General features: G+C 51.0%; 24 protein-coding genes and 1 riboswitch. Of the genes, 12 read left to right on the plus strand and 12 right to left on the minus strand.

What is annotated here, in order from left to right; genetic code table 11:
* Positions 1 to 132: 132 nt before the first annotated feature.
* Positions 133 to 447 carry a putative quinol monooxygenase gene (locus OGX98_RS13160; protein ID WP_286595374.1) on the plus strand — a complete coding sequence of 105 codons (315 nt, stop codon included), beginning with the start codon at positions 133 to 135 and terminating at the stop codon, positions 445 to 447.
* Positions 448 to 551: 104 nt separating this feature from the next.
* Here the strand turns inward: OGX98_RS13160 and parE are convergent, their stop codons facing one another.
* From parE to nudF, 5 genes are read right to left on the minus strand one after another with little or no spacing between them, the layout of a single operon-like run.
* On the minus strand, positions 552 to 2,444 hold the full coding sequence (gene parE / locus OGX98_RS13165; protein ID WP_045447608.1) for a DNA topoisomerase IV subunit B: 1,893 nt from the start codon (positions 2,442 to 2,444) through the stop codon (positions 552 to 554).
* Positions 2,445 to 2,472: 28 nt separating this feature from the next.
* Entirely contained in the window at positions 2,473 to 3,054 is a 582-nt protein-coding gene (gene yqiA, locus OGX98_RS13170) for an esterase YqiA (protein WP_045447611.1), read from the minus strand.
* The gene (cpdA, locus tag OGX98_RS13175; RefSeq protein WP_045447614.1) at positions 3,054 to 3,881 is read right to left on the minus strand and encodes a 3',5'-cyclic-AMP phosphodiesterase; all 828 of its coding nucleotides are present in this window, start codon (positions 3,879 to 3,881) and stop codon (positions 3,054 to 3,056) included. The genes yqiA and cpdA overlap by 1 nt, the downstream gene beginning before the upstream one ends.
* A 24-nt stretch (positions 3,882 to 3,905) precedes the next feature.
* Positions 3,906 to 4,328 carry a DUF1249 family protein gene (locus OGX98_RS13180; RefSeq protein WP_005123087.1) on the minus strand — a complete coding sequence of 141 codons (423 nt, stop codon included), beginning with the start codon at positions 4,326 to 4,328 and terminating at the stop codon, positions 3,906 to 3,908.
* Positions 4,325 to 4,957: an ADP-ribose diphosphatase gene (nudF, locus tag OGX98_RS13185; protein ID WP_045447621.1), complete on the minus strand. Its 633-nt coding sequence runs from the start codon at positions 4,955 to 4,957 to the stop codon at positions 4,325 to 4,327. The genes OGX98_RS13180 and nudF overlap by 4 nt, the downstream gene beginning before the upstream one ends.
* Before the next feature lie 205 nt (positions 4,958 to 5,162).
* Here nudF and tolC point away from each other — a divergent pair, with 205 nt between their 5' ends.
* From tolC to OGX98_RS13200, 3 genes are all read left to right on the plus strand, one after another.
* Positions 5,163 to 6,647 (plus strand): outer membrane channel protein TolC, encoded by a 1,485-nt coding sequence (tolC, locus tag OGX98_RS13190; protein WP_045447624.1) that lies wholly within the window; start codon positions 5,163 to 5,165, stop codon positions 6,645 to 6,647.
* A 148-nt stretch (positions 6,648 to 6,795) separates the two neighbouring features.
* On the plus strand, positions 6,796 to 7,473 hold the full coding sequence (locus tag OGX98_RS13195; RefSeq protein WP_045447627.1) for a DUF1190 family protein: 678 nt from the start codon (positions 6,796 to 6,798) through the stop codon (positions 7,471 to 7,473).
* A gap of 5 nt (positions 7,474 to 7,478) precedes the next feature.
* A complete protein-coding gene (locus tag OGX98_RS13200; RefSeq protein WP_200010008.1) occupies positions 7,479 to 8,639 on the plus strand; it encodes a glutathionylspermidine synthase family protein in 1,161 nt (386 codons plus the stop codon).
* Positions 8,640 to 8,702: 63 nt separating this feature from the next.
* Here OGX98_RS13200 and ygiD read toward each other — a convergent pair whose 3' ends face one another.
* Positions 8,703 to 9,491, minus strand: a complete 789-nt coding sequence (gene ygiD, locus OGX98_RS13205; protein WP_200041810.1) for a 4,5-DOPA-extradiol-dioxygenase — start codon at positions 9,489 to 9,491, stop codon at positions 8,703 to 8,705.
* 146 nt (positions 9,492 to 9,637) lie between these two features.
* Here ygiD and zupT point away from each other — a divergent pair, with 146 nt between their 5' ends.
* On the plus strand, positions 9,638 to 10,411 hold the full coding sequence (gene zupT / locus OGX98_RS13210) for a zinc transporter ZupT (protein ID WP_045447636.1): 774 nt from the start codon (positions 9,638 to 9,640) through the stop codon (positions 10,409 to 10,411).
* 57 nt (positions 10,412 to 10,468) lie between these two features.
* Here the strand turns inward: zupT and OGX98_RS13215 are convergent, their stop codons facing one another.
* Positions 10,469 to 10,645, minus strand: coding sequence for a hypothetical protein (locus tag OGX98_RS13215; protein WP_071829036.1), 177 nt, complete (start codon positions 10,643 to 10,645; stop codon positions 10,469 to 10,471).
* Between the two features lie 393 nt (positions 10,646 to 11,038).
* Between OGX98_RS13215 and assT the strand changes: the two genes are divergently transcribed.
* The 3 genes from assT to dsbI are packed head-to-tail and all read left to right on the plus strand — an operon-like array spanning position 11,039 to position 14,219.
* Positions 11,039 to 12,835 carry an arylsulfate sulfotransferase AssT gene (gene assT, locus OGX98_RS13220; RefSeq protein WP_286595375.1) on the plus strand — a complete coding sequence of 599 codons (1,797 nt, stop codon included), beginning with the start codon at positions 11,039 to 11,041 and terminating at the stop codon, positions 12,833 to 12,835.
* Positions 12,836 to 12,858: 23 nt separating this feature from the next.
* Positions 12,859 to 13,527 carry a thiol:disulfide interchange protein DsbA/DsbL gene (locus OGX98_RS13225; protein WP_200010011.1) on the plus strand — a complete coding sequence of 223 codons (669 nt, stop codon included), beginning with the start codon at positions 12,859 to 12,861 and terminating at the stop codon, positions 13,525 to 13,527.
* 14 nt (positions 13,528 to 13,541) lie between these two features.
* Positions 13,542 to 14,219: a protein-disulfide oxidoreductase DsbI gene (gene dsbI, locus OGX98_RS13230; protein ID WP_045447644.1), complete on the plus strand. Its 678-nt coding sequence runs from the start codon at positions 13,542 to 13,544 to the stop codon at positions 14,217 to 14,219.
* Positions 14,220 to 14,302: 83 nt separating this feature from the next.
* Here the strand turns inward: dsbI and ribB are convergent, their stop codons facing one another.
* A complete protein-coding gene (ribB, locus tag OGX98_RS13235) occupies positions 14,303 to 14,956 on the minus strand; it encodes a 3,4-dihydroxy-2-butanone-4-phosphate synthase (protein WP_003828424.1) in 654 nt (217 codons plus the stop codon).
* Between the two features lie 106 nt (positions 14,957 to 15,062).
* Positions 15,063 to 15,212, minus strand: a riboswitch (FMN riboswitch).
* Between the two features lie 132 nt (positions 15,213 to 15,344).
* On the opposite strand from ribB, the gene ubiK reads away from it, so the two are divergent.
* Positions 15,345 to 15,641: a ubiquinone biosynthesis accessory factor UbiK gene (gene ubiK / locus OGX98_RS13240; RefSeq protein ID WP_045447655.1), complete on the plus strand. Its 297-nt coding sequence runs from the start codon at positions 15,345 to 15,347 to the stop codon at positions 15,639 to 15,641.
* 33 nt (positions 15,642 to 15,674) lie between these two features.
* On the opposite strand, the gene glgS is transcribed toward ubiK, so the two are convergent.
* Entirely contained in the window at positions 15,675 to 15,881 is a 207-nt protein-coding gene (glgS, locus tag OGX98_RS13245) for a cell surface composition regulator GlgS (RefSeq protein WP_136345237.1), read from the minus strand.
* 351 nt (positions 15,882 to 16,232) lie between these two features.
* On the opposite strand from glgS, the gene OGX98_RS13250 reads away from it, so the two are divergent.
* The gene (locus tag OGX98_RS13250) at positions 16,233 to 16,445 is read left to right on the plus strand and encodes a hypothetical protein (protein WP_136345236.1); all 213 of its coding nucleotides are present in this window, start codon (positions 16,233 to 16,235) and stop codon (positions 16,443 to 16,445) included.
* Here the strand turns inward: OGX98_RS13250 and hldE are convergent.
* The 3 genes from hldE to OGX98_RS13265 form a co-directional block, all read right to left on the minus strand.
* Positions 16,414 to 17,847 carry a bifunctional D-glycero-beta-D-manno-heptose-7-phosphate kinase/D-glycero-beta-D-manno-heptose 1-phosphate adenylyltransferase HldE gene (gene hldE / locus OGX98_RS13255; RefSeq protein WP_045447661.1) on the minus strand — a complete coding sequence of 478 codons (1,434 nt, stop codon included), beginning with the start codon at positions 17,845 to 17,847 and terminating at the stop codon, positions 16,414 to 16,416. The two genes, OGX98_RS13250 and hldE, sit on opposite strands and share 32 nt — an antisense overlap.
* 59 nt (positions 17,848 to 17,906) lie before the next feature.
* Positions 17,907 to 20,747, minus strand: coding sequence for a bifunctional [glutamate--ammonia ligase]-adenylyl-L-tyrosine phosphorylase/[glutamate--ammonia-ligase] adenylyltransferase (gene glnE / locus OGX98_RS13260; RefSeq protein ID WP_286595377.1), 2,841 nt, complete (start codon positions 20,745 to 20,747; stop codon positions 17,907 to 17,909).
* A 126-nt stretch (positions 20,748 to 20,873) separates the two neighbouring features.
* Positions 20,874 to 22,175, minus strand: coding sequence for a CYTH domain-containing protein (locus OGX98_RS13265; protein WP_286595378.1), 1,302 nt, complete (start codon positions 22,173 to 22,175; stop codon positions 20,874 to 20,876).
* Between the two features lie 241 nt (positions 22,176 to 22,416).
* Here OGX98_RS13265 and OGX98_RS13270 point away from each other — a divergent pair, with 241 nt between their 5' ends.
* Entirely contained in the window at positions 22,417 to 23,037 is a 621-nt protein-coding gene (locus tag OGX98_RS13270) for a TIGR04211 family SH3 domain-containing protein (RefSeq protein WP_286595379.1), read from the plus strand.
* A gap of 62 nt (positions 23,038 to 23,099) precedes the next feature.
* Positions 23,100 to 24,335, plus strand: a complete 1,236-nt coding sequence (locus OGX98_RS13275) for a multifunctional CCA addition/repair protein (protein ID WP_045447671.1) — start codon at positions 23,100 to 23,102, stop codon at positions 24,333 to 24,335.
* Positions 24,336 to 24,354: the final 19 nt, after the last annotated feature.

Raw genomic sequence — 24,354 nt, forward strand, 5'->3', positions numbered from 1 at the left:
ATTAGACCCAAATAATTCGAGTTGCAGCAAGGCGGTAAACGAGCGAGTCCCGATAAGCTTACTCAAGTATGTGATTTGGACGAGTAAACGCAGCTACAGCCTGAAGAATGCCGGTTATAGAAGGAGTTAACCATGCTTACAGTCATTGCAGAAATCCGCACACGTCCAGGTCAACATCACCGTCAGGCGGTACTGGACCAGTTTGCCAAAATCGTTCCGACCGTACTGAAGGAAGAGGGTTGCCACGGCTATGCACCGATGGTGGATCATGCCGCAGGTGTGAGTTTTCAGACTATGGCACCTGATTCCGTCGTGATGATTGAACAGTGGGAAAGCATCGCGCATCTTGAAGCACATTTGCAAACCCCACATATGAAAGCCTACAGCGAAGCCGTAAAAGGCGATGTGCTGGACATGAATATTCGTATTCTGGAATCTGGTATTTAATTTTTCGTCATGGCCGCAAGGCCGGATGAGCACAGCGCCATCAGGCATTAGCATATTGCCGGATGGCGGCTTAAACCGCCTAATCCGGCCTACACAATGCCGCTCTACCCTTCGAGATCCGCCAGGTCGCCTTTTTCCTGCAACCAGTTGCGGCGGTCTTCAGAACGCTTCTTAGCCAGCAACATATCCATCATCGCGTTAGTACGCTGATCGTCCTCGTCATCAATGATAAGTTGCACCAGGCGACGGGTATTCGGATCAAGCGTAGTTTCACGAAGCTGCATCGGGTTCATTTCACCCAGACCTTTAAAGCGCTGAACGTTCGGCTTGCCTTTCTTACGCTTCAACTGCTCCAGTACGCCTGCTTTCTCTTCTTCCGTCAGAGCGTAATAGACCTCTTTACCGAGATCGATACGGTATAATGGTGGCAACGCCACATAGACGTGTCCATGTTTGACCAGCGTGCGGAAATGCTTCACAAACAACGCGCAAAGCAGCGTCGCAATGTGCAGGCCATCGGAGTCCGCATCCGCCAGGATACAGATCTTGCCGTAGCGCAGCTGGCTCAGATCGTCGCTGTCCGGATCGATACCGATCGCCACCGAAATGTCATGTACTTCCTGGGATGCCAGCACTTCATCAGAAGAGACTTCCCAGGTGTTGAGGATCTTACCTTTCAGCGGCATGATCGCCTGGTATTCACGATCGCGCGCCTGCTTGGCCGATCCGCCTGCCGAGTCCCCTTCCACCAGAAACAGCTCTGTACGATTAAGATCCTGCGCGGTGCAGTCCGCCAGCTTACCCGGCAACGCCGGACCGCTGGTGAGCTTTTTACGCACCACTTTTTTCGCTGCGCGCAGGCGACGCTGGGCGCTGGAAATGGCCATTTCGGCCAGGAGTTCTGCTGACTGCACGTTCTGATTCAGCCACAGGCTGAAGGCATCTTTCACCACGCCAGAGACAAATGCCGCGCACTGACGCGAAGAAAGGCGTTCTTTAGTTTGGCCGGCGAACTGCGGGTCCTGCATTTTTACCGACAGCACGTAAGCACAACGGTCCCAGATATCTTCCGCCGACAGTTTCACGCCGCGCGGCAAAATATTGCGGTATTCACAGAATTCACGCATTGCATCCAGTAACCCCTGACGCAGGCCATTGACGTGCGTACCACCCTGCATGGTAGGGATCAGGTTGACGTAGCTTTCAGTCAGCAGCTCACCGCCTTCCGGTAGCCAGAGCAGCGCCCAGTCAACGGTCTCTGTTTCACCGCTAAAATTACCGATAAACGGTTTTTCTGGCAGCGTTGGTAAACCATTAACGGCTTCGCACAGGTAATCATTCAGACCGTCCTGGTAGCACCAGCGCTGCTCGCTGTTGTTGACCTCATCCTTAAACGTGATTTCAACGCCAGGGCACAGAACCGCTTTAGCTTTCAGCACATGCGTTAAGCGAGAAACAGAAAAACGAGGGCTGTCAAAGAAGCTTTCATCCGGCCAAAAGTGCACGCTGGTACCGGTATTGCGTTTACCGCAGGTACCGACCACCTGTAAATCCTGTACTTTGTCGCCGTTTTCAAACGCGATGTTGTAGACCTGCCCATCGCGGCGCACATTCACTTCCACACGCTTTGAAAGCGCGTTGACTACGGAAATACCGACCCCATGCAAACCGCCGGAAAACTGGTAGTTCTTATTGGAGAACTTACCGCCCGCATGCAGGCGGCACAGGATCAGTTCGACCGCCGGAACGCCTTCTTCAGGGTGAATATCCACCGGCATGCCGCGTCCGTCATCAATGACTTCCAGTGATTGATCGGCATGTAAAATCACGTCCACGCGTTTTGCGTGGCCCGCCAGTGCTTCATCCACACTGTTATCAATAACTTCCTGCCCAAGATGGTTAGGACGGGTCGTATCGGTGTACATCCCTGGGCGACGGCGTACCGGCTCAAGCCCAGTGAGTACCTCAATGGCATCAGCGTTATAAGTTTGCGTCATGGTTTAAATTAGCAATTCGAATTGATCGTCAGAAACTGTGCAGTCCAAGGAAATCGACAATCTGGTTGAAATAATCTTCGAAGCCCGTGAATGCGTGATTCCCGCCCTCAATAACTGTCTGACGGCAGGAGGCGTAATACGCCACCGCCTGGCGGTAGTCCAACACTTCATCGCCCGTTTGTTGTAGCAACCAGAGCAAATCCGGCGCTTCCAGCGGGTCAATCTGCATGACTTTAAGATCGTAAATATGGCGAGACTCTAGCACATATTGCTGCCCGGTGTAGGGGTTCTCGTTTTGGCCGAGGTAGTCAACCAGCAGTTCATAAGGCCGCACAGCGGGGTTCACCACCACTGCAGGCAGCATAAAACATTGCGACAGCCAGGTGGCGTAATAGCCCCCCAAAGAAGAACCGACAATCCCCAGCGACTCTCCGCCATGCTCAAGGATAATAGATTCCAGCATTTCTGCCGCCTGGGCAGGATACGGCGGCAGTTGCGGTACGATCATCTCAACGTGCGGATGATGCTCCGCCAGCCAGCTTTTCAGCAGGCATGCTTTCGCAGAGCGAGGCGAGCTATTAAATCCGTGTAGATAGAGGAGCGTAGACATCAATAACCTTCTGAAGCTGTATCAGGGTGGAACCGATTACCCTGCAGACGACAGACCTGGGTTTGCAGTGTACCGTCAGCAAAAAGTTCCAGCGTACGCCAGCCTGGGCTTATCGTATCTAACGTGAAATTGGAACAATGAGGCTTAAACTGCACGCAAGTCGACGGCGTAGCCAGCAGGCGGCGTCCGTTCCAGTCAAGGTCCAGTTCCTGATGAATATGCCCACAGAGCAGGTACTTTGCGCGCGGATAGTTCACCAGCACGTTGTCCAGTTCGGCAGCGTTACGCAGGCTGTGCTGATCGAGCCAACTGCATCCCGCAGGAAGTGGATGATGATGTAAAAGCAGCAAGGTATTACGCTCAGGCACATCAGCGAGTTTGCGCTCCAGCCATTCGAGCTGAAATTCGCTTAACTCACCATGTGGGACGCCGAAAACCTGGCTATCCAGCAACAAAATTTGCCACTGTTCGCCAATGAAGACGCGCTTGGCAGGGGAAATTCCTGCCTCCTGAAGGGCGCTGTACATTGCCGGCTGAAAATCATGATTGCCTGGCAACCAAACGCAGGGCGCACGAAAACTTGCGATGCCCTCAGCAAAGTGCTGATAAGCCGCAGCGGATTGATCCTGCGCCAAATCTCCAGTCGCCACGATCAGATCGTATTCAGGCGACTCAGCATGTATTGCATCCAGTACGGACTGATAGCTATCCCAGGTATTCACACCCAGCAGCGTTTCATGCTTTTCGGCAAACAGGTGAGTATCTGTAATTTGTAAGATCCTGACTCTGGCCTCACCAGCCAAAGGAAGGGTTAACAGGCTTTCCAAATGGTGTCCTTAGGTTTCACGACGCTAATAAACCGGAATCGCCATCGCTCCATGTGCTAAACAGTACCGTAACCAGTCGGCCAGAAACTGATTAATTTGATGCTTTTCGTCGCGTTGATGCAACTTTTTATTTGGATAATCATACCGCGCTTTGAAGCGAAAGATCTGCTGGCTTGAACACACTTCAGCCACCCTCGCATCATGATACAGGCGTACGGTCAGCGATGGCAGGCTCCAGTAAGTAACGGCTGGCGCCGTCTGTTCGATCGCAACAAGCGTAGTGTATCGGGTCGATTCAACAATCGTTAACCGATATTGTGCGTTTGCCACCTGATAGCTCACTGTTTCGCCGGCTGCGTCATTGCGCGGCAACAGGCGGCGCAATTGCGAAAAGTTGGTCTCGCACAGACGCATCATTTCAGGGAAGTCAGGTGTGTAACGCTTCATTTTTTCCACTCAGTTTTTAACTCTTGATAGTGCAGCTGTAACCATTGCAAAGCGATGACAGAGGCCGCGTTGTCGATTATCCCCTCTTCTACCCACTGGTAAGCCTGTTCCCGGCTAACCACATGAACACGAATATCTTCGTTTTCATCCGCCAGACCGTGGATCCCGCTTGCGGTCGTGGCGTCCACTTCACCTACCAAAATAGACAGGCGCTCACTGGTGCCACCAGGGCTTGCCAGATAGCTCAGAACGGGCTTCGTCCGCTTCACATCCAGTCCAGCTTCTTCCATTGCTTCACGGCGGGCAACATCCTCAACGGTCTCACCTTCTTCGATCATCCCGGCCACCATTTCCAGTAGCCACGGGCTTTCGCTGGTGTCATATGCCGCGATACGAATCTGCTCAACCAGTACAACTTCGTCCCGCTTAGGGTCAAAGGGTAGCAAGACTGCCGCATGTCCGCGCTCAAAAATTTCGCGCTTTACCTCTTCACTCATTCCGCCGTTAAACAGTCGATGGCGGAACCGATAAAGATCCAGTGAAAAAAAACCGCGGTATAGCGTTTCTCGTGCAATAATTTCTACATCATTTTTAGTGAAAGTCATTGGCAAGTTGTCTGGTTTACGCATCGTGCTGTCCTGATACCAATAGTGATTAAAATGTGAATTTCAAGGTCGTTTGACTGCTGTTTGAGCGCCCTTGTGTTAAATTGATGCAAATTAACGCCGTATGGCACGTAACGCCAACTTTTTGAAGTGGCGGATTCTGCTAGAATCAGCAATTATTTTTACAATTTGATCAGCGCTAAATACTGCTTCACAACAAGGAATGCAAATGAAGAAATTGCTCCCCATCCTTATCGGCCTGAGCCTGTCGGGGTTCAGTGCTTTGAGCCAGGCAGAAAACCTGATGCAGGTTTATCAGCAAGCACGCCTGAGCAACCCGGAATTACGTAAATCCGCCGCCGATCGCGATGCTGCATTCGAAAAAATTAACGAAGCGCGTAGTCCTTTACTGCCGCAACTGGGTTTAGGTGCCGATTACACCTACAGCAATGGCTACCGTGACGCAAACGGCGTTAACTCCAACGCCACCAGCGCGTCCTTGCAGTTGACTCAGTCTCTTTTCGATATGTCGAAATGGCGCGCCCTGACGCTGCAAGAAAAATCAGCAGGCATCCAGGACGTAACTTATCAGACCGATCAGCAAACGCTGATCCTGAACACTGCCACAGCCTATTTTAACGTATTGAACGCAATCGACGTGCTTTCTTACACCCAGGCACAGAAAGATGCCGTCTACCGTCAGTTAGATCAGACCACTCAGCGTTTTAATGTTGGTCTGGTCGCCATCACTGATGTGCAGAACGCCCGTTCACAATACGATACCGTACTGGCAAATGAAGTTACCGCACGTAACAATCTGGATAACGCGGTAGAACAACTGCGCCAGGTAACCGGTAACTACTATCCGGAACTGGCTTCGCTGAACGTTGATGGCTTTAAAACCAACAAACCGCAGGCGGTTAATGCCCTGCTGAAAGAAGCGGAAAACCGCAACCTGACCTTATTGCAGGCGCGTTTAAGCCAAGACCTGGCACGTGAACAAATTCGTCTTGCGCAGGACGGTCATTTACCGACCCTGGATTTAACCGCCTCTACCGGTGTTTCCGACACCTCTTACAGCGGTTCTAAAACCCGTGGTGCTACTGGTTCCCAGTACGACGATAGCAATATGGGCCAGAACAAAATCGGTCTGAGCTTCTCACTGCCGCTGTACCAGGGCGGGATGGTTAACTCTCAGGTGAAACAAGCGCAGTACAACTTTGTTGGCGCGAGTGAGCAGTTGGAGAGCGCACACCGTAGCGTGGTGCAGACCGTCCGTTCATCCTTCAACAACATCAATGCTTCTATCAGTAGCATTAATGCGTACAAACAAGCGGTTGTCTCTGCGCAAAGCTCTTTAGATGCGATGGAAGCAGGCTATTCCGTGGGTACACGTACTATCGTGGATGTGTTGGACGCAACCACCACGCTGTACAACGCGAAGCAACAGTTAGCTAATGCCCGTTATACCTATCTGATCAACCAGTTAAACATCAAGTCTGCGCTCGGTACGTTAAACGAGCAGGATCTGGTAGCGTTGAACAATACGTTGGGCAAACCGATTTCTACCGCGCCCGAAGCGGTTGCACCGGAAAACTCACAGCAAGACGCAGCTGCTGATGGCTATACCGCGAATAACGCGGCGCCAGCGGCCCAGCCGACTGCAGCACGTACAACCAGCAGCAGTAACGGCAACAACCCGTTCCGTAACTGATGCTGATGACGGGGCTTCGGCCCCGTCTGAACGTAAGGCAACGTAAAGATCCGCCCCTTCTTCCGCATTCTCGCCTCTTCCCGCTTCAATTTCGACCAGTCATCCACTATTCTGAGCAGTATTTACTACTGGGTCCTGGAAGACATAAATGAAACGGACAAAATCTATACATCACGCGTCATTCCGCAAAAGCTGGAGCGCACGCCATTTAACTCCTGTCGCTCTGGCAGTGACCGCTGTTTTTATGCTGGCGGGCTGTGAGAAGAGTGACGAAACAGTTTCGCTTTATCAAAACGCAGATGACTGCTCTGCAGCGAATCCGGGTAAAAGCGCCGAATGTACTACCGCATTCAACAACGCGCTGAAAGAAGCAGAACGTACCGCGCCTAAATACGCCACTCGCGAAGACTGTATCGCTGAATTTGGCGAAGGCCAGTGCCAGCAAGCACCTGCACAGGCAGGTATGGCACCGACCGGTGAAGGCCAGGCACAGGCGCAGAACCAAAGCAGTGGCAGCTTCTGGATGCCGCTGATGGCGGGTTATATGATGGGTCGTATGATGGGCGGCGGAATGGGCGCTCAGCAGCCTCTCTTCAGCTCGAAAAACCCAGCCAGCCCGGCATACGGCAAATATACGGATGCAGGTGGTAAGAACTACGGCGCTGCACAGCCAGGCCGCACGATGACCGTACCGAAAACGGCAATGGCGCCAAAACCGGCAACCACATCAACCGTAACTCGCGGTGGTTTTGGTGAGTCTGTGGCAAAACAGAGCACCATGCAGCGTAGCGCAAGCGGTACCACCACACGTTCAATGGGTGGCTGATCTACATGGAAAGAATCAGTATTGTCGAGCGCCCGGACTGGCGCGATAAGGCCACCGAATACGGTTTCAACTTCCACACCATGTACGGCGAGCCATACTGGTGTGAAGACGCCTACTACAAGCTCACGCTTGCTCAGGTTGAAAAGCTGGAAGATGTCACTGCTGAGCTGCACCAAATGTGTCTCAAAGTCGTTGAAAGAGTCATCGCCAGCGATGAACTGATGACGAAGTTTCGCATTCCCAAGCATGTCTGGGGCTTTGTCCGCCAGTCCTGGCAGACCCAGCAACCATCGCTCTATTCGCGCCTTGATCTGGCGTGGGATGGCACTGGTGAACCCAAGCTGCTGGAAAACAACGCTGATACGCCAACGTCTCTGTACGAAGCCGCATTTTTCCAGTGGATCTGGCTGGAAGATCAGCTCAATGCAGGGAACCTGCCGGAAGGTAGCGATCAGTTCAACAGCCTGCAGGAAAAGCTGATTGAGCGCTTTACCGAGTTGCGCGAACAGTATGGTTTTCAGTTGCTGCACCTGACCTGCTGTCGCGATACCGTCGAAGATCGCGGGACTATTCAGTATCTGCAGGATTGCGCGGCCGAGGCGGAAATCGCGACCGAATTCCTCTATGTCGAAGATATTGGCCTTGGCGAAAAAGGTCAGTTCACAGACTTAGAGGATCAGGTTATTGCCAACCTGTTTAAGCTCTATCCGTGGGAGTTTATGCTGCGCGAGATGTTCTCCACCAAGCTGGAAGACGCTGGTGTTCGCTGGCTGGAACCGGCCTGGAAAAGCATTATCTCTAATAAAGCGCTATTGCCTCTGCTGTGGGAAATGTTCCCCAACCATCCGAACCTGTTGCCTGCGTATTTCGCCGAAGACGACTATCCGCAGATGGAAAAATTCGTCGTGAAGCCCATCTTCTCCCGTGAAGGTGCCAACGTATCCATCATTGAGAACGGTAAAACGATCGAAGCGGTAGAAGGTCCGTACGGTGAAGAAGGAATGATCGTACAACAGTTCCATCAGCTACCGAAGTTTGGCGACAGCTACATGTTGATCGGTAGTTGGCTGATTAACGATCAACCTGCCGGGATCGGCATTCGCGAAGATCGGGCATTGATCACTCAGGATCTCTCTCGCTTCTATCCGCATATCTTTGTCGAGTAATGTGCGTGTGCCGGGTGGCGATTTCGCCTGACCCGGCCTTCACTCAATTACTGCGGGTAAAAATCAGCCTACCTGCACCGACAGCATACTCAGGCTACCCATCTCAATACCGTCCACCGGGATCGTGACAGGTTCTTTGCCATCCCATGCACCTAAAACGTACAGCAGCGGCAGATAGTGATCCGGCGTCGGGTTCGACAGCGAACCGCCTTCATGGTCGAGATAGTTGATCAGTGGATGCTGCTCAACAGGTCCCTGCCAGGTCAGGTTTGCCTTCACATAATCATTAAATGAGGTCGCCCATGGGTATGGCGTATTCTCGCCGTGCCAACGTGCTGTCCGCAGGTTATGCACCACGTTACCGCTGGCAATCAGCATGATGCCCTCATCACGCAGCGCCGCCAGTTTGCGTCCTGTTTCAAAATGCCAGGCAGCAGGCTTAGTGCTGTCGATGCTTAGCTGTACCATCGGAATATCTGCATTCGGGTACATCTTGATCAACACACCCCATGAGCCGTGGTCGAAACCCCAGGCTTCTTTGTCTAACGTAACCGGTACGGGTGAAAGCAAATCCACCAGATGTTGCGCCAGTTCGGGTGAACCGGGAGCCGGATAATGGGTGTCATACAATGCCTGTGGAAACCCACCAAAATCGTGAATCGTTTTTGGTGCTTCCATGGCGGTCACGCCAGTCCCACGAGTGAACCAGTGCGCCGATACCACAACGATGGCTTTTGGACGTGGCAACGTTTCCCCCAGTTGCTGCCAGGCACGGGTATAAACGTTATCTTCCAGAACATTCATCGGGCTGCCATGACCCAAAAACAATGCTGGCATACGAGTTGAAGACATGATGATATCCTTACTGAGGGAGTCATTTTGATATCACCACAATACGCTTTTTCGGTTGATGAAGAACTCAGATAACCATGATGGAGATCATCAGTTATTTTGACGATCTGGCCGGATAGCAGATTGATAAGGAGTTGGATTTGTCGATGTCAGTACCTTTACTTCTGACTTTGCTGGCGGGGGCTGCCACCTTTATTGGCGCGTTTCTTGGCGTTCTGGGACAAAAACCCTCTAATCGCGTACTCGCCTTTTCTCTGGGTTTTGCCGCAGGTATTATGCTGCTTATCTCCCTGATGGAAATGCTGCCCGCCGCGCTGGCCGCTGAAGGGATGTCGCCAGTACTCGGCTACGGGATGTTTATTGTTGGTTTGCTGGGCTATTTTGGTCTGGATCGCCTTCTGCCACACGCACATCCTCAGGATCTGGTGCAAAAAACAAAACTGCCTTTACCCAGCTCCATAAAACGTACCGCAATTTTATTAACTCTTGGCATTAGTCTGCACAACTTCCCGGAAGGGATTGCTACTTTTGTTACCGCCAGCAGCAATCTCGAACTGGGTTTTGGCATCGCCCTGGCTGTTGCATTACATAATATTCCTGAAGGTCTAGCCGTTGCCGGACCAGTCTATGCCGCAACCGGCTCCAAACGCACAGCGATATTCTGGGCAGGGATCTCAGGTATGGCGGAAATACTGGGTGGGGTACTGGCGTGGTTAATTCTGGGTAGTCTGATTTCACCGGTTGTGATGGCAGCAATTATGGCCGCTGTAGCCGGTATTATGGTCGCGTTATCAGTAGATGAATTGATGCCGCTGGCTAAAGAAATCGACCCCAATAATAATCCGAGCTATGGCGTGCTCTGTGGAATGTCAGTAATGGGGCTGAGCCTGGTGATCCTGCAATCAATGGGCATCGGGTAATACAGATGGCGGATGTTACGCTGTAGTTCAGCCCATCCGCCTCAACTACAGCAGAAATTATTCCTGATCCCTGACCGTGCTGCCATCTTCGCCCGTGCGACGAAAGAGCTTGTTACGTGCCTCCAGTAATGCATCTCTGTCTTGTCGAAACGCTTTGCAATAACGCTTCATATGGCAATAATAACCAACAGCAACGAGTGCAATTAATACAATCCAATACCAGGCAATAAACATTCTTTTACCCTTAAAATTTAACATCATTAAACATTTAACGTTAAAATTTCACATAACCTTATTTTGACCTACCCCTATAGTGGCATAATGTAGAAACAAATATATGATTTCGATCATATAAACCAGTAGACAAGGTCAATCACAGAACATGTATTAAAAAGAAAACAATGTCGAAACGATCACACTCCATAATAATATTTATTGTTCTGAAAATATCACTCACTTACTATCAAAAGTATTAAAGACACCGAATATTGATAATTTATATATTTCAAAAAACAAATAAATTATAAAGCTATGCTCTCCCCTATATTTTATATCAAGTCATACATCACTACAAACATAATATATTCATCGTCATTATATTTACAGGTAATATAAGGAGATATATCCATGTTTAAGCAATACCGTAAAAAGCTACTGGTCGGTACTATTGCCCTGGCATACGGATTAACCGCAGCAAATTCTTTTGCTGCAGGTTTTAAACCGGCACAACCAGCAGGAAATCTGGGCGCGGTAATTGTTGACCCTTATGGAAATGCACCGCTGACCGCATTGGTTGAATTAGACAGCCATGTCATTTCAGATGTCAAAGTAACCGTACACGGTAAAGGTGAAAAAGGAGTTCCCATTACCTATAACGTAGGCAAAGAATCGTTAATCACTTATGATGGCGTACCTATTTTTGGCCTTTATCAAAAGTTCGCCAATAATGTTACCGTTGAATATAAAGAAAATGGTAAACCGATGAAAGATGATTATGTAGTGCAAACTTCTGCCATCGTTAATCATTATATGGATAACCGTTCTATATCCGATCTGCAACAAACCAAGGTTATTAAAGTCGCACCAGGTTTTGAAGATCGCCTTTATCTTGTAAATACCCACACCTTTACTTCCCAGGGATCAGATATTCACTGGCATGGCGAAAAAGATAAAAATGCCGGCATTCTTGATGCAGGACCTGCCGGAGGCGCACTTCCCTTCGACATCGCTCCGTTTACCTTCGTCGTTGACACAGAAGGTGAGTACCGCTGGTGGTTGGATCAAGAGACGTTCTATGACGGGCATGATGTTAATATCAATAAACGTGGTTACCTGATGGGGATTCGTGAAACGCCTCGCGGGACGTTCACAGCTGTACAGGGGCAACACTGGTACGAATTCGATATGATGGGGCAAATTCTGGAAGATCATAAACTGCCACGCGGCTTCCTTGACGCTACGCATGAGTCTATCGAAACGGTTAAGGGCACGGTATTACTGCGCGTAGGAAAACGCAATTACCGTAAAGAAGATGGAGTACATGTACATACCATCCGTGACCAAATCCTCGAAGTCGACAGATCCGGCCGCGTTGTTGACGTATGGGACCTGACAAAAATTCTCGACCCGCTACGCGATGCGTTACTGGGGGCACTGGACGCAGGTGCGGTATGCGTGAATGTCGACCTCGCTCATGCCGGTCAACAAGCAAAACTGGAGCCAGATACCCCTTACGGCGATGCTCTGGGTGTGGGGGCTGGCCGTAACTGGGCGCACGTCAACTCTATCGCCTACGACGCCAAGGATGACTCGATTATTCTTTCCTCTCGCCACCAGGGCGTCGTCAAAATTGGTCGTGATAAGCAGGTTAAGTGGATCCTCGCACCCTCTAAAGGCTGGAATACAAAGCTGGCGAGCAAGCTGTTAAAACCGGTAGATGCGAAAGGTAATGCACTGAAGTGTGACGAAAATGGCAAGTGCGAAAACACCGATTTCGATTTTACCTATACCCAACATACCGCCTGGCTATCCAGTAAAGGAACATTAACCATCTTTGATAATGGTGATGGCCGAGGGCTTGAGCAACCAGCATTACCAACCATGAAGTACTCCCGTTTCGTCGAATATAAAATTGACGAGAAAAAAGGAACCGTCCAACAAATCTGGGAATACGGTAAAGAGCGTGGTTATGATTTCTATAGTCCCATAACTTCCGTTATCGAATATCAAAAAGACCGTGACACAATGTTTGGATTCGGCGGTTCTATTAATTTATTTGATGTTGGCAAACCGACAATCGGCAAGATCAATGAAATTGACTACAAAACAAAAGAAGTCAAAGTTGAAATTGATGTCCTTTCAGATAAACCCAACCAGACCCACTACCGGGCATTACCGATTCGTCCACAACACATATTTAAATAAAATCGTTGTATTAAGGATAAACTATGTCAGCTAAATGGATTACTTCATTATTTAAAAGCATGGTGTTAACTGCAGCGCTTGTCGCGCCTTTTACGGCATCCGCTTTTACCGAAGGCACCGATTATATGGTTCTGGAAAAACCTATTCCTAATGCCGATAAAACATTAATCAAAGTATTTAGTTACGCCTGTCCGTTCTGCTACAAATACGATAAAGCCGTCACCGGCCCTGTATCAGATAAGGTTGCAGATCTCGTCACCTTTACGCCGTTCCATCTGGAAACTAAAGGTGAATATGGCAAACAAGCCAGCGAAGTGTTTGCCGTGATGATATCCAAAGATAAAGCAGCAGGTATTTCATTATTTGATGCGAAGTCACAGTTCAAAAAAGCGAAATTTGCTTACTACGCAGCTTATCATGACAAAAAAGAACGCTGGTCAGATGGCAAAGATCCAGCATCATTCATCAAAACAGGTCTGGATGCTGCAGGTATGAGCCAGGCAGACTTTGAAAGCACATTAAAAGAACCTGCCGTTCAGGAAACACTAGAGAAATGGAAAGCGGCCTATGATGTTGCCAAAATTCAGGGCGTTCCGGCTTACGTCGTCAATGGTAAATACCTGATCTACACCAAGAGCATCAAATCCATTGATTCTATGGCTGAACTTGTCAGGGAACTGGCAGCGAAATAAACAGGGATAAGGCTATGGCTTTCATAAAGGGATTGTGGCGGAATTTACGTACTACGCCGGTTGATACTCTGGTGAGGTGGCAGGAACAACGCTTTCTGTGGTTGTTTATGGCACTCGCAATGGGTGGGTTAATTATACTGGCGCACTCTTTCTTCCAGATCTATCTCTACATGGCACCCTGCGAGCAGTGTGTTTACATTCGCTTTGCCATGTTCGTGATGGTTTTTGGTGGGTTGATTGCGGCAGTAAACCCGAGAAATATCATTCTGAAGCTCATTGGCTGTATCGCGGCGTTTTACGGCAGCATCATGGGTGTTAAGTTCTCGATCAAGCTTAATAGCATTCATCATGCAGTACATAACCCAGACCCGGATTCACTGTTTGGTGTGCAGGGATGTTCCACCGATCCGACATTCCCTTTCAATTTGCCACTGGCAAACTGGGCACCAGAATGGTTTAAACCCACTGGAGATTGCGGGTATGACGCGCCTGTCGTTCCTGATGGCGTAACGCTTAGCAGCACACAGCAATGGTTTATCGATCTCTACCAGCAGTCCGAAGGCTGGTATTTGATCCCGCCATGGCAATTTATGAATATGGCGCAATCCTGTTTGCTGGCCTTTGGTTTATGTTTAGCGTTTTTACTGGTGATGAGTTGTGCGTGGATACTCAAGCTGATCAGCGCAAAATAGCCTGGCCGCAGTAACAAAAAACCGAAGTCAGAAAACTGACTTCGGTTTTTTTATGCATCGCCACGACGGGCATGGCCAAAAACTCAGCTGGCTTTACGCTCGTGCGCCTGACGGTAAGCCACTAAATCTTCGATAGTGACAACTGCCATATTGTGCTTGCCTGCAAATTCGATGCACTCTGGCGCACGCGCCATGGTGCCATCATCATTGGTCAATTCACACAACACACCAGCCGGTTTAAAACCTGCCAGCGTCATCAGATCAATGGTGGCTTCAGTATGACCACCACGCGTTAACACACCGCCTGCCTGAGCGCGCAGCGGGAAAACGTGTCCCGGACGGTTCAGATCAGAAGGTTTCGCACCATCCTTAATCGCAGCGCGAACCGTGGTGACACGGTCAGCAGCGGAAACACCGGTAGTTACGCCTTCTGCAGCTTCGATAGTCACAGTAAAACCAGTACCGTAAGCACTGGTGTTATTTTCCACCATCATAGGCAGATCGAGCTGTTTACGGCGGTCTTCAGTGATGCACAGGCAGACAATACCACTGCCGTGACGGATGGTCAGCGCCATCTGTTCAACGGTCATGGTTTCTGCCGGGAAAATCATATCGCCTTCGTTTTCACGGTCTTCATCGTCAAGCACCATTACACCGCGTCCTTCACGCAGCGCAGACAGCGCATGTTCAACACGTTCGAAAGGCGTACCAAAAGAGGAAAGTAGCGTCTGATTCATGGTAAAAAAACCTCACTAAAATTATGGTTACCAGAATCAGGGCAGTCTTAGGAGTACCGTTTAAGCGGCAAAAAAATAACGTGAGCGGGTCCATGCCCGGCTGGATCGTTACTCTCTCCCATCCGGACTCTAACCGTCGGCCCCGGAATTACACCGGATCTGCTGACCTTTGAGTTTGCACTCAAAGCGCTCGCGGGCTTTCAACATCAGTTGATTTACCGCCGGTGGGGAATTTCGCCCCGCCCTGAGAATAAGCGGGTTAACTATAACGCTATTGATTACTGTCATCAACGCCTTTACTCGACTTAGCTTCACACAATTCTGGTTTATGCCTGTGCCATATCGCACTACAATAGGCAGCAACACGTACCAGTTCAGGGAAACCACCATGATTGACCCGAAAAAAATTGAGCAGATTGCTCGTCAGGTTCACGAGTCGATGCCGAAAGGGATCCGCGAGTTTGGGGAAGACGTCGAGAAGAAAATCCGCCAAACACTGCAGTCACAGCTGACGCGTCTGGATCTGGTTAGCCGCGAAGAATTTGACGTACAAACCCAGGTTTTACTGCGCACCCGTGAAAAGCTGGCGCTGCTTGAGCAACGTCTTACTGAGCTGGAAGCACGTGAAAAACCGGCCGAAGTTAAGCCTGCTCCGGCGATCCCGCCAGTCGATCCACAAGAGTAAAAATGGCAACGGGCCGCAAGGCCCGTTGATCTGTTAGTGTTCCAGCTCTAATTTCTTCGCCTCTCTGGCCTGCTGGCAATAAAGTGCGTAGCGTTTGCAAAACCAGCTGCGATGTTCCTCATCCATGTTTCCAGTCACAGCCTGGATATCAACAGCGTGGCCCTCAGCCTGCATCCTGGCAAAACTCCGGGCCAGGAAATCAAAATTGTTCAGTGAATACATATTGCTGTTCATGAGCATACCCTCCAGTTATTGAATATCTGTTAAGGCTATATGCTTTTTCTGATCTCAGTATTTACCTATATGCGAAGCTGTTCTGTGCATTAAGTGCGCACATTAAAGGCCTTGCTTCACACTTTTCTACAAAATCTGTGAGGGGATAATCGTTGAGCCAATGAAGTCCAACGACGGTATTAAGATCACGAACAGTTCTCCAGGAAAATCTCTGTTTTGCGTAACCGATCCAGCAATAGAAAAGTGAGACGAGGAAGCCCTTGCGCCGCATAGACGCACACCAACAATCGCCTTGTCAGCAAGGGGTTGCAACGAGAAACCCCCTCTCGAAGAAGGGGCTTTAATAGGGAAAGGGTTATGATGAAACGAGTCATCATACTGGGTGCTGTTACTGATAAGTTTCCAGGCTCATTAACAGTCAATCAGAGGGGGAAAAATCCCCTCTCACCCTTATTCCTGCACTCTGGGTTGAAAAAACAGCAGCGTCAACAGGAGGAAGCGCACCGCAACGAAAAGTTCGGTGCATTTCCGGCATTCATCACTTATCGCTGTCTTTCTGGATCTTTTTGATAATATTTGTTGTTGAGCAACCGTCTTCGAAGTTCAGCACCAGAACTTCACCACCGTTAGCCCACACCTCTTCACTGCCCGCAATCTCGTCTGGCTTATAATCACCGCCTTTCACCAGCAGATCCGGCAGAATGCCAGCAATCAGGCGTTGCGGAGTATCTTCTTCAAAAGAGACCACCCAGTCGACGGATTCCAGCGCACCCAGCACGATCATTCGCTGTTCGAGCGGGTTGACCGGACGGGTTTCGCCTTTCAGACGTTTGGTGGAAGCATCACTGTTCACCGCAACGATCAGACGATCGCCAAGCTTACGCGCATTCGCCAGATAAGAGACATGGCCTGCGTGCAGGATGTCAAACACACCGTTGGTCATCACCACTTTCTCACCACGCTTACGGGCGCTGGCTACGGCTTGTTTCAATTCTGTTTCACTCATCACGCCAAAACCGGTCTCCGCCCGACCACGCACGGCGTTTTCCAGCTCAATCGGTGAAACGGTTGATGTCCCAAGCTTACCAACGACAACACCCGCTGCGGCATTAGCAAAATAGCATGCTTCCTCCAGCGTGTTACCTGCTGCAAGCGTTGCCGCCAGCACGCCGATAACCGTATCCCCCGCACCGGTAACGTCATACACTTCCTGTGCCTGGGTTGGCATATGCAGCGGTGCTTTACCCGGCTGCAACAAGGTCATGCCCTGCTCAGAGCGCGTTATCAGCAGTGCGGAAAGGTCGAAATCAGCAATCACCTTCATACCACGTTCAACGAGGTCGTCTTCGCTTTTGCACTTACCGGCAACAGCTTCAAACTCAGACAGGTTCGGCGTCAGCAGCGTCGCACCACGATAGCGCTCAAAATCAGTGCCTTTCGGATCAATCAGCACCGGAACGCCAGCATTACGCGCCAGTGCAATCATCTGCTGTACGCTGGCCAGAGCGCCTTTGGCGTAATCAGAAAGTACCAGAGCACCAATTGAACCCAGAGCCTGGTTAATACGTTCATGCAGCGGCTGCGGATCCACACCTTCAAAGCCTTCCTCAAAGTCCAGGCGAATCAGCTGTTGGTTGCGGGAAAGTACGCGTAGTTTAGTGATTGTCGGATGCGTCGGCACGGAAACAAAGTCACATTTCACGTTCACATCAGCCAGCGTTTTACTCAGCGCACGAGCCGCATCATCAATACCGGTCAGCCCAACCAGACGAGAATTCGCTCCCAGAGAGGCAATGTTCATCGCCACGTTTGCCGCACCGCCTGGACGTTCTTCAATGGTATCCACTTTGACCACCGGCACCGGCGCTTCTGGCGAAATACGGCTGGTAGGCCCGTACCAGTAGCGATCCAGCATCACATCACCGACAACCATGACTCCTGCACGTTCAAACTCTGGCAGCGTTACTTTCATTCCTGTCTCCTGAGAGATTCTCTGAGGGTCTTAAAATTTGCGCGCGATAATAGCACACTTCACTCAGCAACCAGCCACTTCTGCCAGCTACTCCGCACCAGTGAGCGCTCTGCACTAAAGCACTCCGGCGCGACATGTCCCGGAAGCTCCTGCAGAGCAAGGTGGTGAAGCTCATCACGCAACGTCGTGTAGGCGCGGGTAAGCGCCAGTGCTTCCTGCTCATCCATAATGTCGTTCTGCGCCAGTAATTCCAGAATGCGCACATTATCCGACCAGCGCGTCAACTTCGGTTTTTCATGGGCATAGCGCAACACCAGATATTGCGTAATAAACTCAATATCGGTGATCCCACCTTCATCGGCTTTGATATCAAAACGATCGCGATGTTTATTGCCCAAATGTGCACGCATTTTCTCACGCATTTCGCGCACGTCAGTCTGTAAAGTTTTCCCGTCGCGAGCGAGTGTCATGATATCGCGGCGCACCGCGTCAAACTGAGAGGTCAATTGCGGGTCGCCATAAACCACACGAGCGCGTACCAGTGCCTGATGCTCCCACGTCCAGGCTTCGTTGCGCTGATAATCGGCGAAGGCTTCGGTGGATGTTACCAGCATTCCTGCAGCACCGGATGGGCGCAGCCGAGCATCCACTTCATACAAAATGCCGGAAGAAGTACGGGTGCTGAAAAGATGCATAATGCGCTGCGACAAACGCAGATAAAACTGCCGACCGTCAATCTCACGTTCACCGTCAGTCATCACATCCATCGGGCAATCATGCAGGAAGATCAAATCCAGATCGGAGCTGTAACCCAGCTCCCAGCCACCCAGCTTGCCATAACCGACAACGGCAAAACCACGACCATCGCGATCGCCAAGATGGGTTGGTTGCCCATAACGGGCGACCATTTGCATCCAGGCCTGCTGCACCACGGCATCAATAATGGCTTCCGCCAGCCAAGTCAGATGGTCACTCACTTTCATCACCGGTAGCGTACCAGCGATATCAGCCGCTGCGATACGCAGCAGTTGCGTTTGCTTAAACTGACGCAGCGCTTCCAGTTGCTGTTCTTCATCATCTTCCGGCACACGCAGTAAATACTGGCGTAACTCGTCACGATAAGCGTCGGTTGCGGTTGGTTGGTACAAGGTATTAGGGTCAAGCAGCTCGTCAAGCAGCAACGGATACCGCGCCAGCTGGCTGGCCACCATCGGCGAGGCGGCACATAACGAAATCAAATGCTTCAGCGCGCCAGGGAATTCACTCAGCAGCTCCAGATAGGTGGTGCGGGTGACAATGCCCACCAGTAGCGGGGTAATACGCGACAACGGTACGGAAGCATCATCGCGGGAACAGACATCGCTCAGCAGGTGCGGCATCAAATGATCCAACACCTGTCGCCCCCGTGGGCCAATCGTACGTTTATCCAGCTCTTTGCGGAAATCAGCAATAAGAGCCAGCACGCGGCGACGATCGTCATCCGCCAGATGCGTCAGCACTGGTGTGGTGTCATCTTCCTGCAACGCGTCCTGCCAAAGTTCACGCCACTGTTCCGACAGCGACTCTTCCTGTGTATCAGTTTCATCATCGCCAATTAATTCGTTAAATACCCGACGCACGTTGCCCATATGTATTGCCAACGTATCGGTTAACTGCTGCCAGTCATCCGCCCCCATACCCCATGCCAGGCGGGCCCTATTTAGCTCATCACCCGGCAGCGTCTGGGTCTGTTCGTCATTGATGCTCTGCAGCAGATTTTCCAGACGACGTAAAAAGAGATAGGCGGTTCGCAGGTGTTCCGCATCATTATCAGACAGCAGATGCAGTGCATTGATCGCACTAAGCGTAGGGAGTAACGAGCGGGATTGCAGCGAGGGTTCGCGCCCGCCGCGAATGAGCTGGAATACCTGAACGATAAATTCGATTTCACGAATGCCGCCCGCCCCCAGCTTTATGTTGTCCTTCAGGCCGCGCCGGCGGACTTCACGGGCAATCATCCCTTTCATGTTACGCAGAGATTGAATCACGCTGAAATCGATGTAGCGACGGAAAACAAAAGGCCGCAGCATAGCGCGAAGCTCGCTGACGTAGGTGCCGTCAGCATCCCCCATAATACGCGCTTTAACCATCGCGTAACGTTCCCAGTCACGTCCCTGCTCCTGGTAGTAATCTTCCAACGCAGAGAAACTCAGTACCAGCGGACCACTGTCGCCAAACGGACGTAAACGCATGTCCACCCGATAGACAAAACCATCCATCGTTGGTTGATCCAACACTTTGATGAGGCGCTGTCCCATGCGGGTGAAAAACTGCGCGTTATCCAGTTCACGCCGCCCGCCCTGCGTAGATCCATGTTCCGGCCAGGCAAAAATCAGGTCGATATCAGAGGAAAAGTTCAGCTCGCCCCCGCCCAGTTTCCCCATGCCTAAAATCAGCAGCGGTTGCGCAACGCCGTCCGAATTACAGGGTGTTCCCCATTCTCGACAGCAGGCGTCATACAGCCAGTCACGCGCTGCGATAATCAACGTCTCCGCCAGATGACTTAACTGTTGCAAAATACTCTCTTCAGCCACCAGCGACAGCGTCTGTGCCCAGGCAATACGCACCATGATGCGACGACGGAACAGTCGAAGCTCGCGCATTAACGCCGTTTCATCGTGTACGTCTGACAGCGCGCGCTGTAACCAGGCGGCATAGCGCTGCCATTCATCAGCCTGGACGGGCGCGCTTTCCAGCTCCTTTAGCCACTCAGGATGAGCAATAATGCTATCGCGGACAAAATCGCTGAATGTAAGTACTGACTTCGCCTGAATACTCAGCGATGCCTCAGGAAGTGCTGTTGGCAAACGCTCAACAACGGTCGGCCAGTACTGCTGTAATGGTGAAGAGAGCTGCTTCATTTAAGGCTTATCCTTTCAATGATGCCGGATGGCTATGTTTCGCCTTATCCGGACTACATGATACATGCACCTATCGCGTAGGCCGAATAAGTAGAGCGCCATCAGGCATCCCTGCTTCGGCTCTGATTAACGTTTTCCGCTATGCAGCCAGAACGGTTCCTGAGAGATCGCTTCATTGCGGAAGTGTTCAATTTCAATATGTTGACGAGTTTTGATGGCATGAAGTAAACCCTGCCAGTTGGCAATCCACTCCGACGCGACATGTTCGTCGTAGTATCCCGCCAGCATCAGAACGCTATCAATGTTGCGGCTCAGACGCGGGATCTGATCGGTATATTGATCGCCCAACGGCTGACCAAAAACAGTTTTCAATTCAGCCGCATGACGTGAAAGATGGGTATCGGAAAAACGCTTGAAGGAATCGGCAATTTTGCCCTGCGCCTTAGCATCCAGAAACGGTTGCCACGCTTTGGTCACTAACCATTCGGTAAGCGCCAGTTTTGCCATCGCCGTTTGCGTACTATACACCGCTGAAACAGCAGAAACTTCCGAGGCAATGGTCGCTTCCGACTGGGTCAGTAAATCACGTAAGTGAGCGCTCGCTTTACGCGGAACATTACCGCCAAACAGCATCAGGATGTGACGAACCAACCCCATAGCCGCCAGCACCTCGGCTTTCGCCCCTTTGACACCGCGAACCCACAACTCTTCATGGTACTGCCATTGTGACAGCGCCAGCTCCAGCGCAGCTTCCAACCCTTGTTCAATGCTCGCCTTCGCAGGCACTTTCAGAATGCTCGTGGGTTTGAGTTCGCGTGGCGCATTTCCTTGAGCCAAATGATAACCGCGTGCCGCCTTACTCAGGCTGCCCTGGCGTAAACCCGTTTGCGAAACCAGTTGGTTCGCCAGCTTCAGCACTGCACGGGTATCGCCGCTTAAGAGCTCAAGTTCCAGCTCACAGATAGGCTCAGCGAACTCTCCCGCCTTCACGTCCCCAAGGTCAAGGGCGATTTCAATCTGGCTACCGTCAACATCAAGGCGCCATTTCTCACGGTAAAAATCGGTGCTAAACATCGGTTGTACCTGGGAAGCGAGATCGGCTGGCAGCTCGCCATTGGGCCAGATTTCCACAGGAAACTGTGCGAGATCCAGCACTGGTTCACTCAGCGCAATGTTATATTCCGGTCGCTGATGCAGGCCGCCCGTCACTCTTCCGGCAATTTTCATGGTCATTTCATAACAACCATTCTCACCGCGAATACGCAGCCCCATATCGTGAGCACGCAGCCACGCATCCGGCGTTTCGTAATAAATATTCAGTAACTGGCTGGGCGCATGGTGCTCTCCCCCCAGCGTATTCAGATGTTCACGTAGCGCATCTACGGCATCACTATTGACGATAAACTTTAATTCGATTTCCTGGGCCATGATCTTGTACTTATGGGTTATGTCACAGTTGAGAAGACAGACTGCGAACTAAGTGCTTTCTTAATTGTCAGTAGATAGTATTTTGCGCCAAATTGCCATGCAACGGACAATTTGACGGGCGTAAAAGTTTCGAGTGGTGGCAAAAAGGACACAGATGATTCCGATTGATGTCTAATGCTTTGCGTAGAGACACTGTTGCCACTACTATCGTTCCACTTTCTATGACAACAACGACAGCCTGATGCCAAAATTACGCCTGATTGGATTAACTTTACTCGCACTTAGCGCCACTGCCGTCTCCCATGCCGAAGAAAAGCGCTATGTTTCTGACGAACTGAACACCTGGGTCCGCAGTGGTCCAGGAGATAACTATCGCCTCGTGGGTACGGTTAACGCCGGCGAGGAAGTTACGCTATTACAGACCGACGCCAGCACCAACTACGCGCAGGTCAAAGACAGTACCGGGCGTACCGCCTGGATCCCACAGAAAGAGCTGAACAGTACGCCAAGCCTGCGCACCCGCGTCCCGGACTTAGAAAATCAGGTTAAAGTTCTGACCGATAAGCTCACTAATATCGATACCACCTGGAATCAGCGCACCGCCGATATGCAGCAAAAAGTGGCGCAAAGCGACAGCGTGATCGATGGATTGAAAGCAGAAAACCAGAAGCTGAAGAACGAGCTTATTGTGGCACAAAAGAAAGTCAGCGCAGCCAACCTTCAGCTTGATGACAAGCAGCGTACCATCATCATGCAGTGGTTTATGTATGGCGGCGGCGTGCTAGGACTCGGTCTGCTGCTCGGTCTGGTGCTGCCACATATGATCCCAACACGTAAACGCAAAGATCGCTGGATGAACTGAATCGCCTTCTCTGCCACACTGACATATTATTAAGGGATTAACTTTTTCAAAAGGAAAGTGGCGTGAAGATTTATCTGGTCGGTGGTGCTGTTCGGGATGCGTTATTAGGGCTACCGATTAAAGATAAAGACTGGGTTGTTGTCGGTACCACGCCACAAGAGATGCTTGACGCGGGCTACCAGCAGGTAGGCCGCGATTTTCCTGTTTTTCTCCATCCGAAAACTCGTGAAGAGTATGCGCTGGCGCGTACCGAAAGAAAATCAGGCTCAGGCTATACCGGGTTTACCTGTTATGCCGCTTCAGACGTGACGCTGGAAGCTGATCTCCAACGACGAGACCTGACGATAAACGCCCTGGCTCGCGACGATGACGGGGAAATTATCGACCCGTATAACGGACGTAGCGATCTCGAAAACCGCCTGTTGCGCCATGTTTCTCCAGCCTTTAGCGAAGATCCGCTGCGTGTGCTGCGTGTGGCGCGCTTTGCTGCCCGCTATGCACATCTTAGTTTTCGTATCGCCGACGAAACGATGGCGCTGATGCGGGAGATGACCCACGCAGGGGAACTGGAGCACCTTACGCCAGAGCGTGTGTGGAAAGAAACTGAGAGTGCCTTAACCACCCGCAATCCGCAGGTCTTTTTCCAGGTGCTTCGCGATTGCGGTGCCTTACGCGTACTGTTTCCTGAAATAGACGCTCTGTTTGGCGTACCGGCACCGGCAAAATGGCATCCAGAAATCGACACCGGAATACACACCCTAATGACACTGTCGATGGCCGCCATGCTGAGCCAGGAAGTTGACGTGCGTTTCGCCACACTTTGTCATGATCTTGGTAAATCACTCACACCGCCCTCACTCTGGCCTCGCCATCACGGCCATGGCCCGGCAGGTGTTAAGCTGGTAGAGCAATTGTGCCAGCGTTTGCGCGTACCAAATGACATTCGTGATTTAGCCAAACTGGTGGCCGAGTTTCACGATCTCATTCATACCTTCCCGATACTGCAGCCGAAAACCATCGTTAAGCTATTCGATTCCATCGATGCCTGGCGTAAACCACATCGTGTGGAACAAATCGCTCTGACCAGTGAGGCCGATGTGCGTGGTCGAACCGGTTTCGAAGCGGTAGATTACCCGCAAGGCCGCTGGCTGCGCGAAGCCTGGCTGACAGCGCAGGCAGTTCCTACAAAAGATGTCGTCGAAGCAGGATTTAAAGGACCGGCAATTCGCGAGGAGTTAACCCGACGTCGCATTGCGGCAGTAGCGGCCTGGAAAGAGCAACGTTGCCCGAAAACGTAATAACTGACACAGCGTTCAG

This window comes from Citrobacter sp. Cm046, assembly GCF_030333065.1.
GTDB classification, from domain to species: domain Bacteria; phylum Pseudomonadota; class Gammaproteobacteria; order Enterobacterales; family Enterobacteriaceae; genus Citrobacter; species Citrobacter murliniae.

What these genes read in the sequence shown, in the direction of transcription:
- OGX98_RS13215 (WP_071829036.1), bottom strand. Translation starts at nt 10,645, where the DNA reads ATGTTTATTGCCTGGTATTGGATTGTATTAATTGCACTCGTTGCTGTT.
- yqiA (WP_045447611.1), bottom strand. Translation starts at nt 3,054, where the DNA reads ATGTCTACGCTCCTCTATCTACACGGATTTAATAGCTCGCCTCGCTCT.
- parE (WP_045447608.1), bottom strand. Translation starts at nt 2,444, where the DNA reads ATGACGCAAACTTATAACGCTGATGCCATTGAGGTACTCACTGGGCTT.
- OGX98_RS13265 (WP_286595378.1), bottom strand. Translation starts at nt 22,175, where the DNA reads ATGGCCCAGGAAATCGAATTAAAGTTTATCGTCAATAGTGATGCCGTA.
- OGX98_RS13180 (WP_005123087.1), bottom strand. Translation starts at nt 4,328, where the DNA reads ATGAAGCGTTACACACCTGACTTCCCTGAAATGATGCGTCTGTGCGAG.
- zupT (WP_045447636.1), top strand. Translation starts at nt 9,638, where the DNA reads ATGTCAGTACCTTTACTTCTGACTTTGCTGGCGGGGGCTGCCACCTTT.
- glnE (WP_286595377.1), bottom strand. Translation starts at nt 20,747, where the DNA reads ATGAAGCAGCTCTCTTCACCATTACAGCAGTACTGGCCGACCGTTGTT.
- dsbI (WP_045447644.1), top strand. Translation starts at nt 13,542, where the DNA reads ATGGCTTTCATAAAGGGATTGTGGCGGAATTTACGTACTACGCCGGTT.
- OGX98_RS13225 (WP_200010011.1), top strand. Translation starts at nt 12,859, where the DNA reads ATGTCAGCTAAATGGATTACTTCATTATTTAAAAGCATGGTGTTAACT.
- hldE (WP_045447661.1), bottom strand. Translation starts at nt 17,847, where the DNA reads ATGAAAGTAACGCTGCCAGAGTTTGAACGTGCAGGAGTCATGGTTGTC.
- OGX98_RS13200 (WP_200010008.1), top strand. Translation starts at nt 7,479, where the DNA reads ATGGAAAGAATCAGTATTGTCGAGCGCCCGGACTGGCGCGATAAGGCC.
- assT (WP_286595375.1), top strand. Translation starts at nt 11,039, where the DNA reads ATGTTTAAGCAATACCGTAAAAAGCTACTGGTCGGTACTATTGCCCTG.
- OGX98_RS13160 (WP_286595374.1), top strand. Translation starts at nt 133, where the DNA reads ATGCTTACAGTCATTGCAGAAATCCGCACACGTCCAGGTCAACATCAC.
- tolC (WP_045447624.1), top strand. Translation starts at nt 5,163, where the DNA reads ATGAAGAAATTGCTCCCCATCCTTATCGGCCTGAGCCTGTCGGGGTTC.
- nudF (WP_045447621.1), bottom strand. Translation starts at nt 4,957, where the DNA reads ATGCGTAAACCAGACAACTTGCCAATGACTTTCACTAAAAATGATGTA.
- ubiK (WP_045447655.1), top strand. Translation starts at nt 15,345, where the DNA reads ATGATTGACCCGAAAAAAATTGAGCAGATTGCTCGTCAGGTTCACGAG.
- ribB (WP_003828424.1), bottom strand. Translation starts at nt 14,956, where the DNA reads ATGAATCAGACGCTACTTTCCTCTTTTGGTACGCCTTTCGAACGTGTT.
- glgS (WP_136345237.1), bottom strand. Translation starts at nt 15,881, where the DNA reads ATGCTCATGAACAGCAATATGTATTCACTGAACAATTTTGATTTCCTG.
- OGX98_RS13195 (WP_045447627.1), top strand. Translation starts at nt 6,796, where the DNA reads ATGAAACGGACAAAATCTATACATCACGCGTCATTCCGCAAAAGCTGG.
- ygiD (WP_200041810.1), bottom strand. Translation starts at nt 9,491, where the DNA reads ATGTCTTCAACTCGTATGCCAGCATTGTTTTTGGGTCATGGCAGCCCG.
- OGX98_RS13270 (WP_286595379.1), top strand. Translation starts at nt 22,417, where the DNA reads ATGCCAAAATTACGCCTGATTGGATTAACTTTACTCGCACTTAGCGCC.
- OGX98_RS13250 (WP_136345236.1), top strand. Translation starts at nt 16,233, where the DNA reads ATGATGAAACGAGTCATCATACTGGGTGCTGTTACTGATAAGTTTCCA.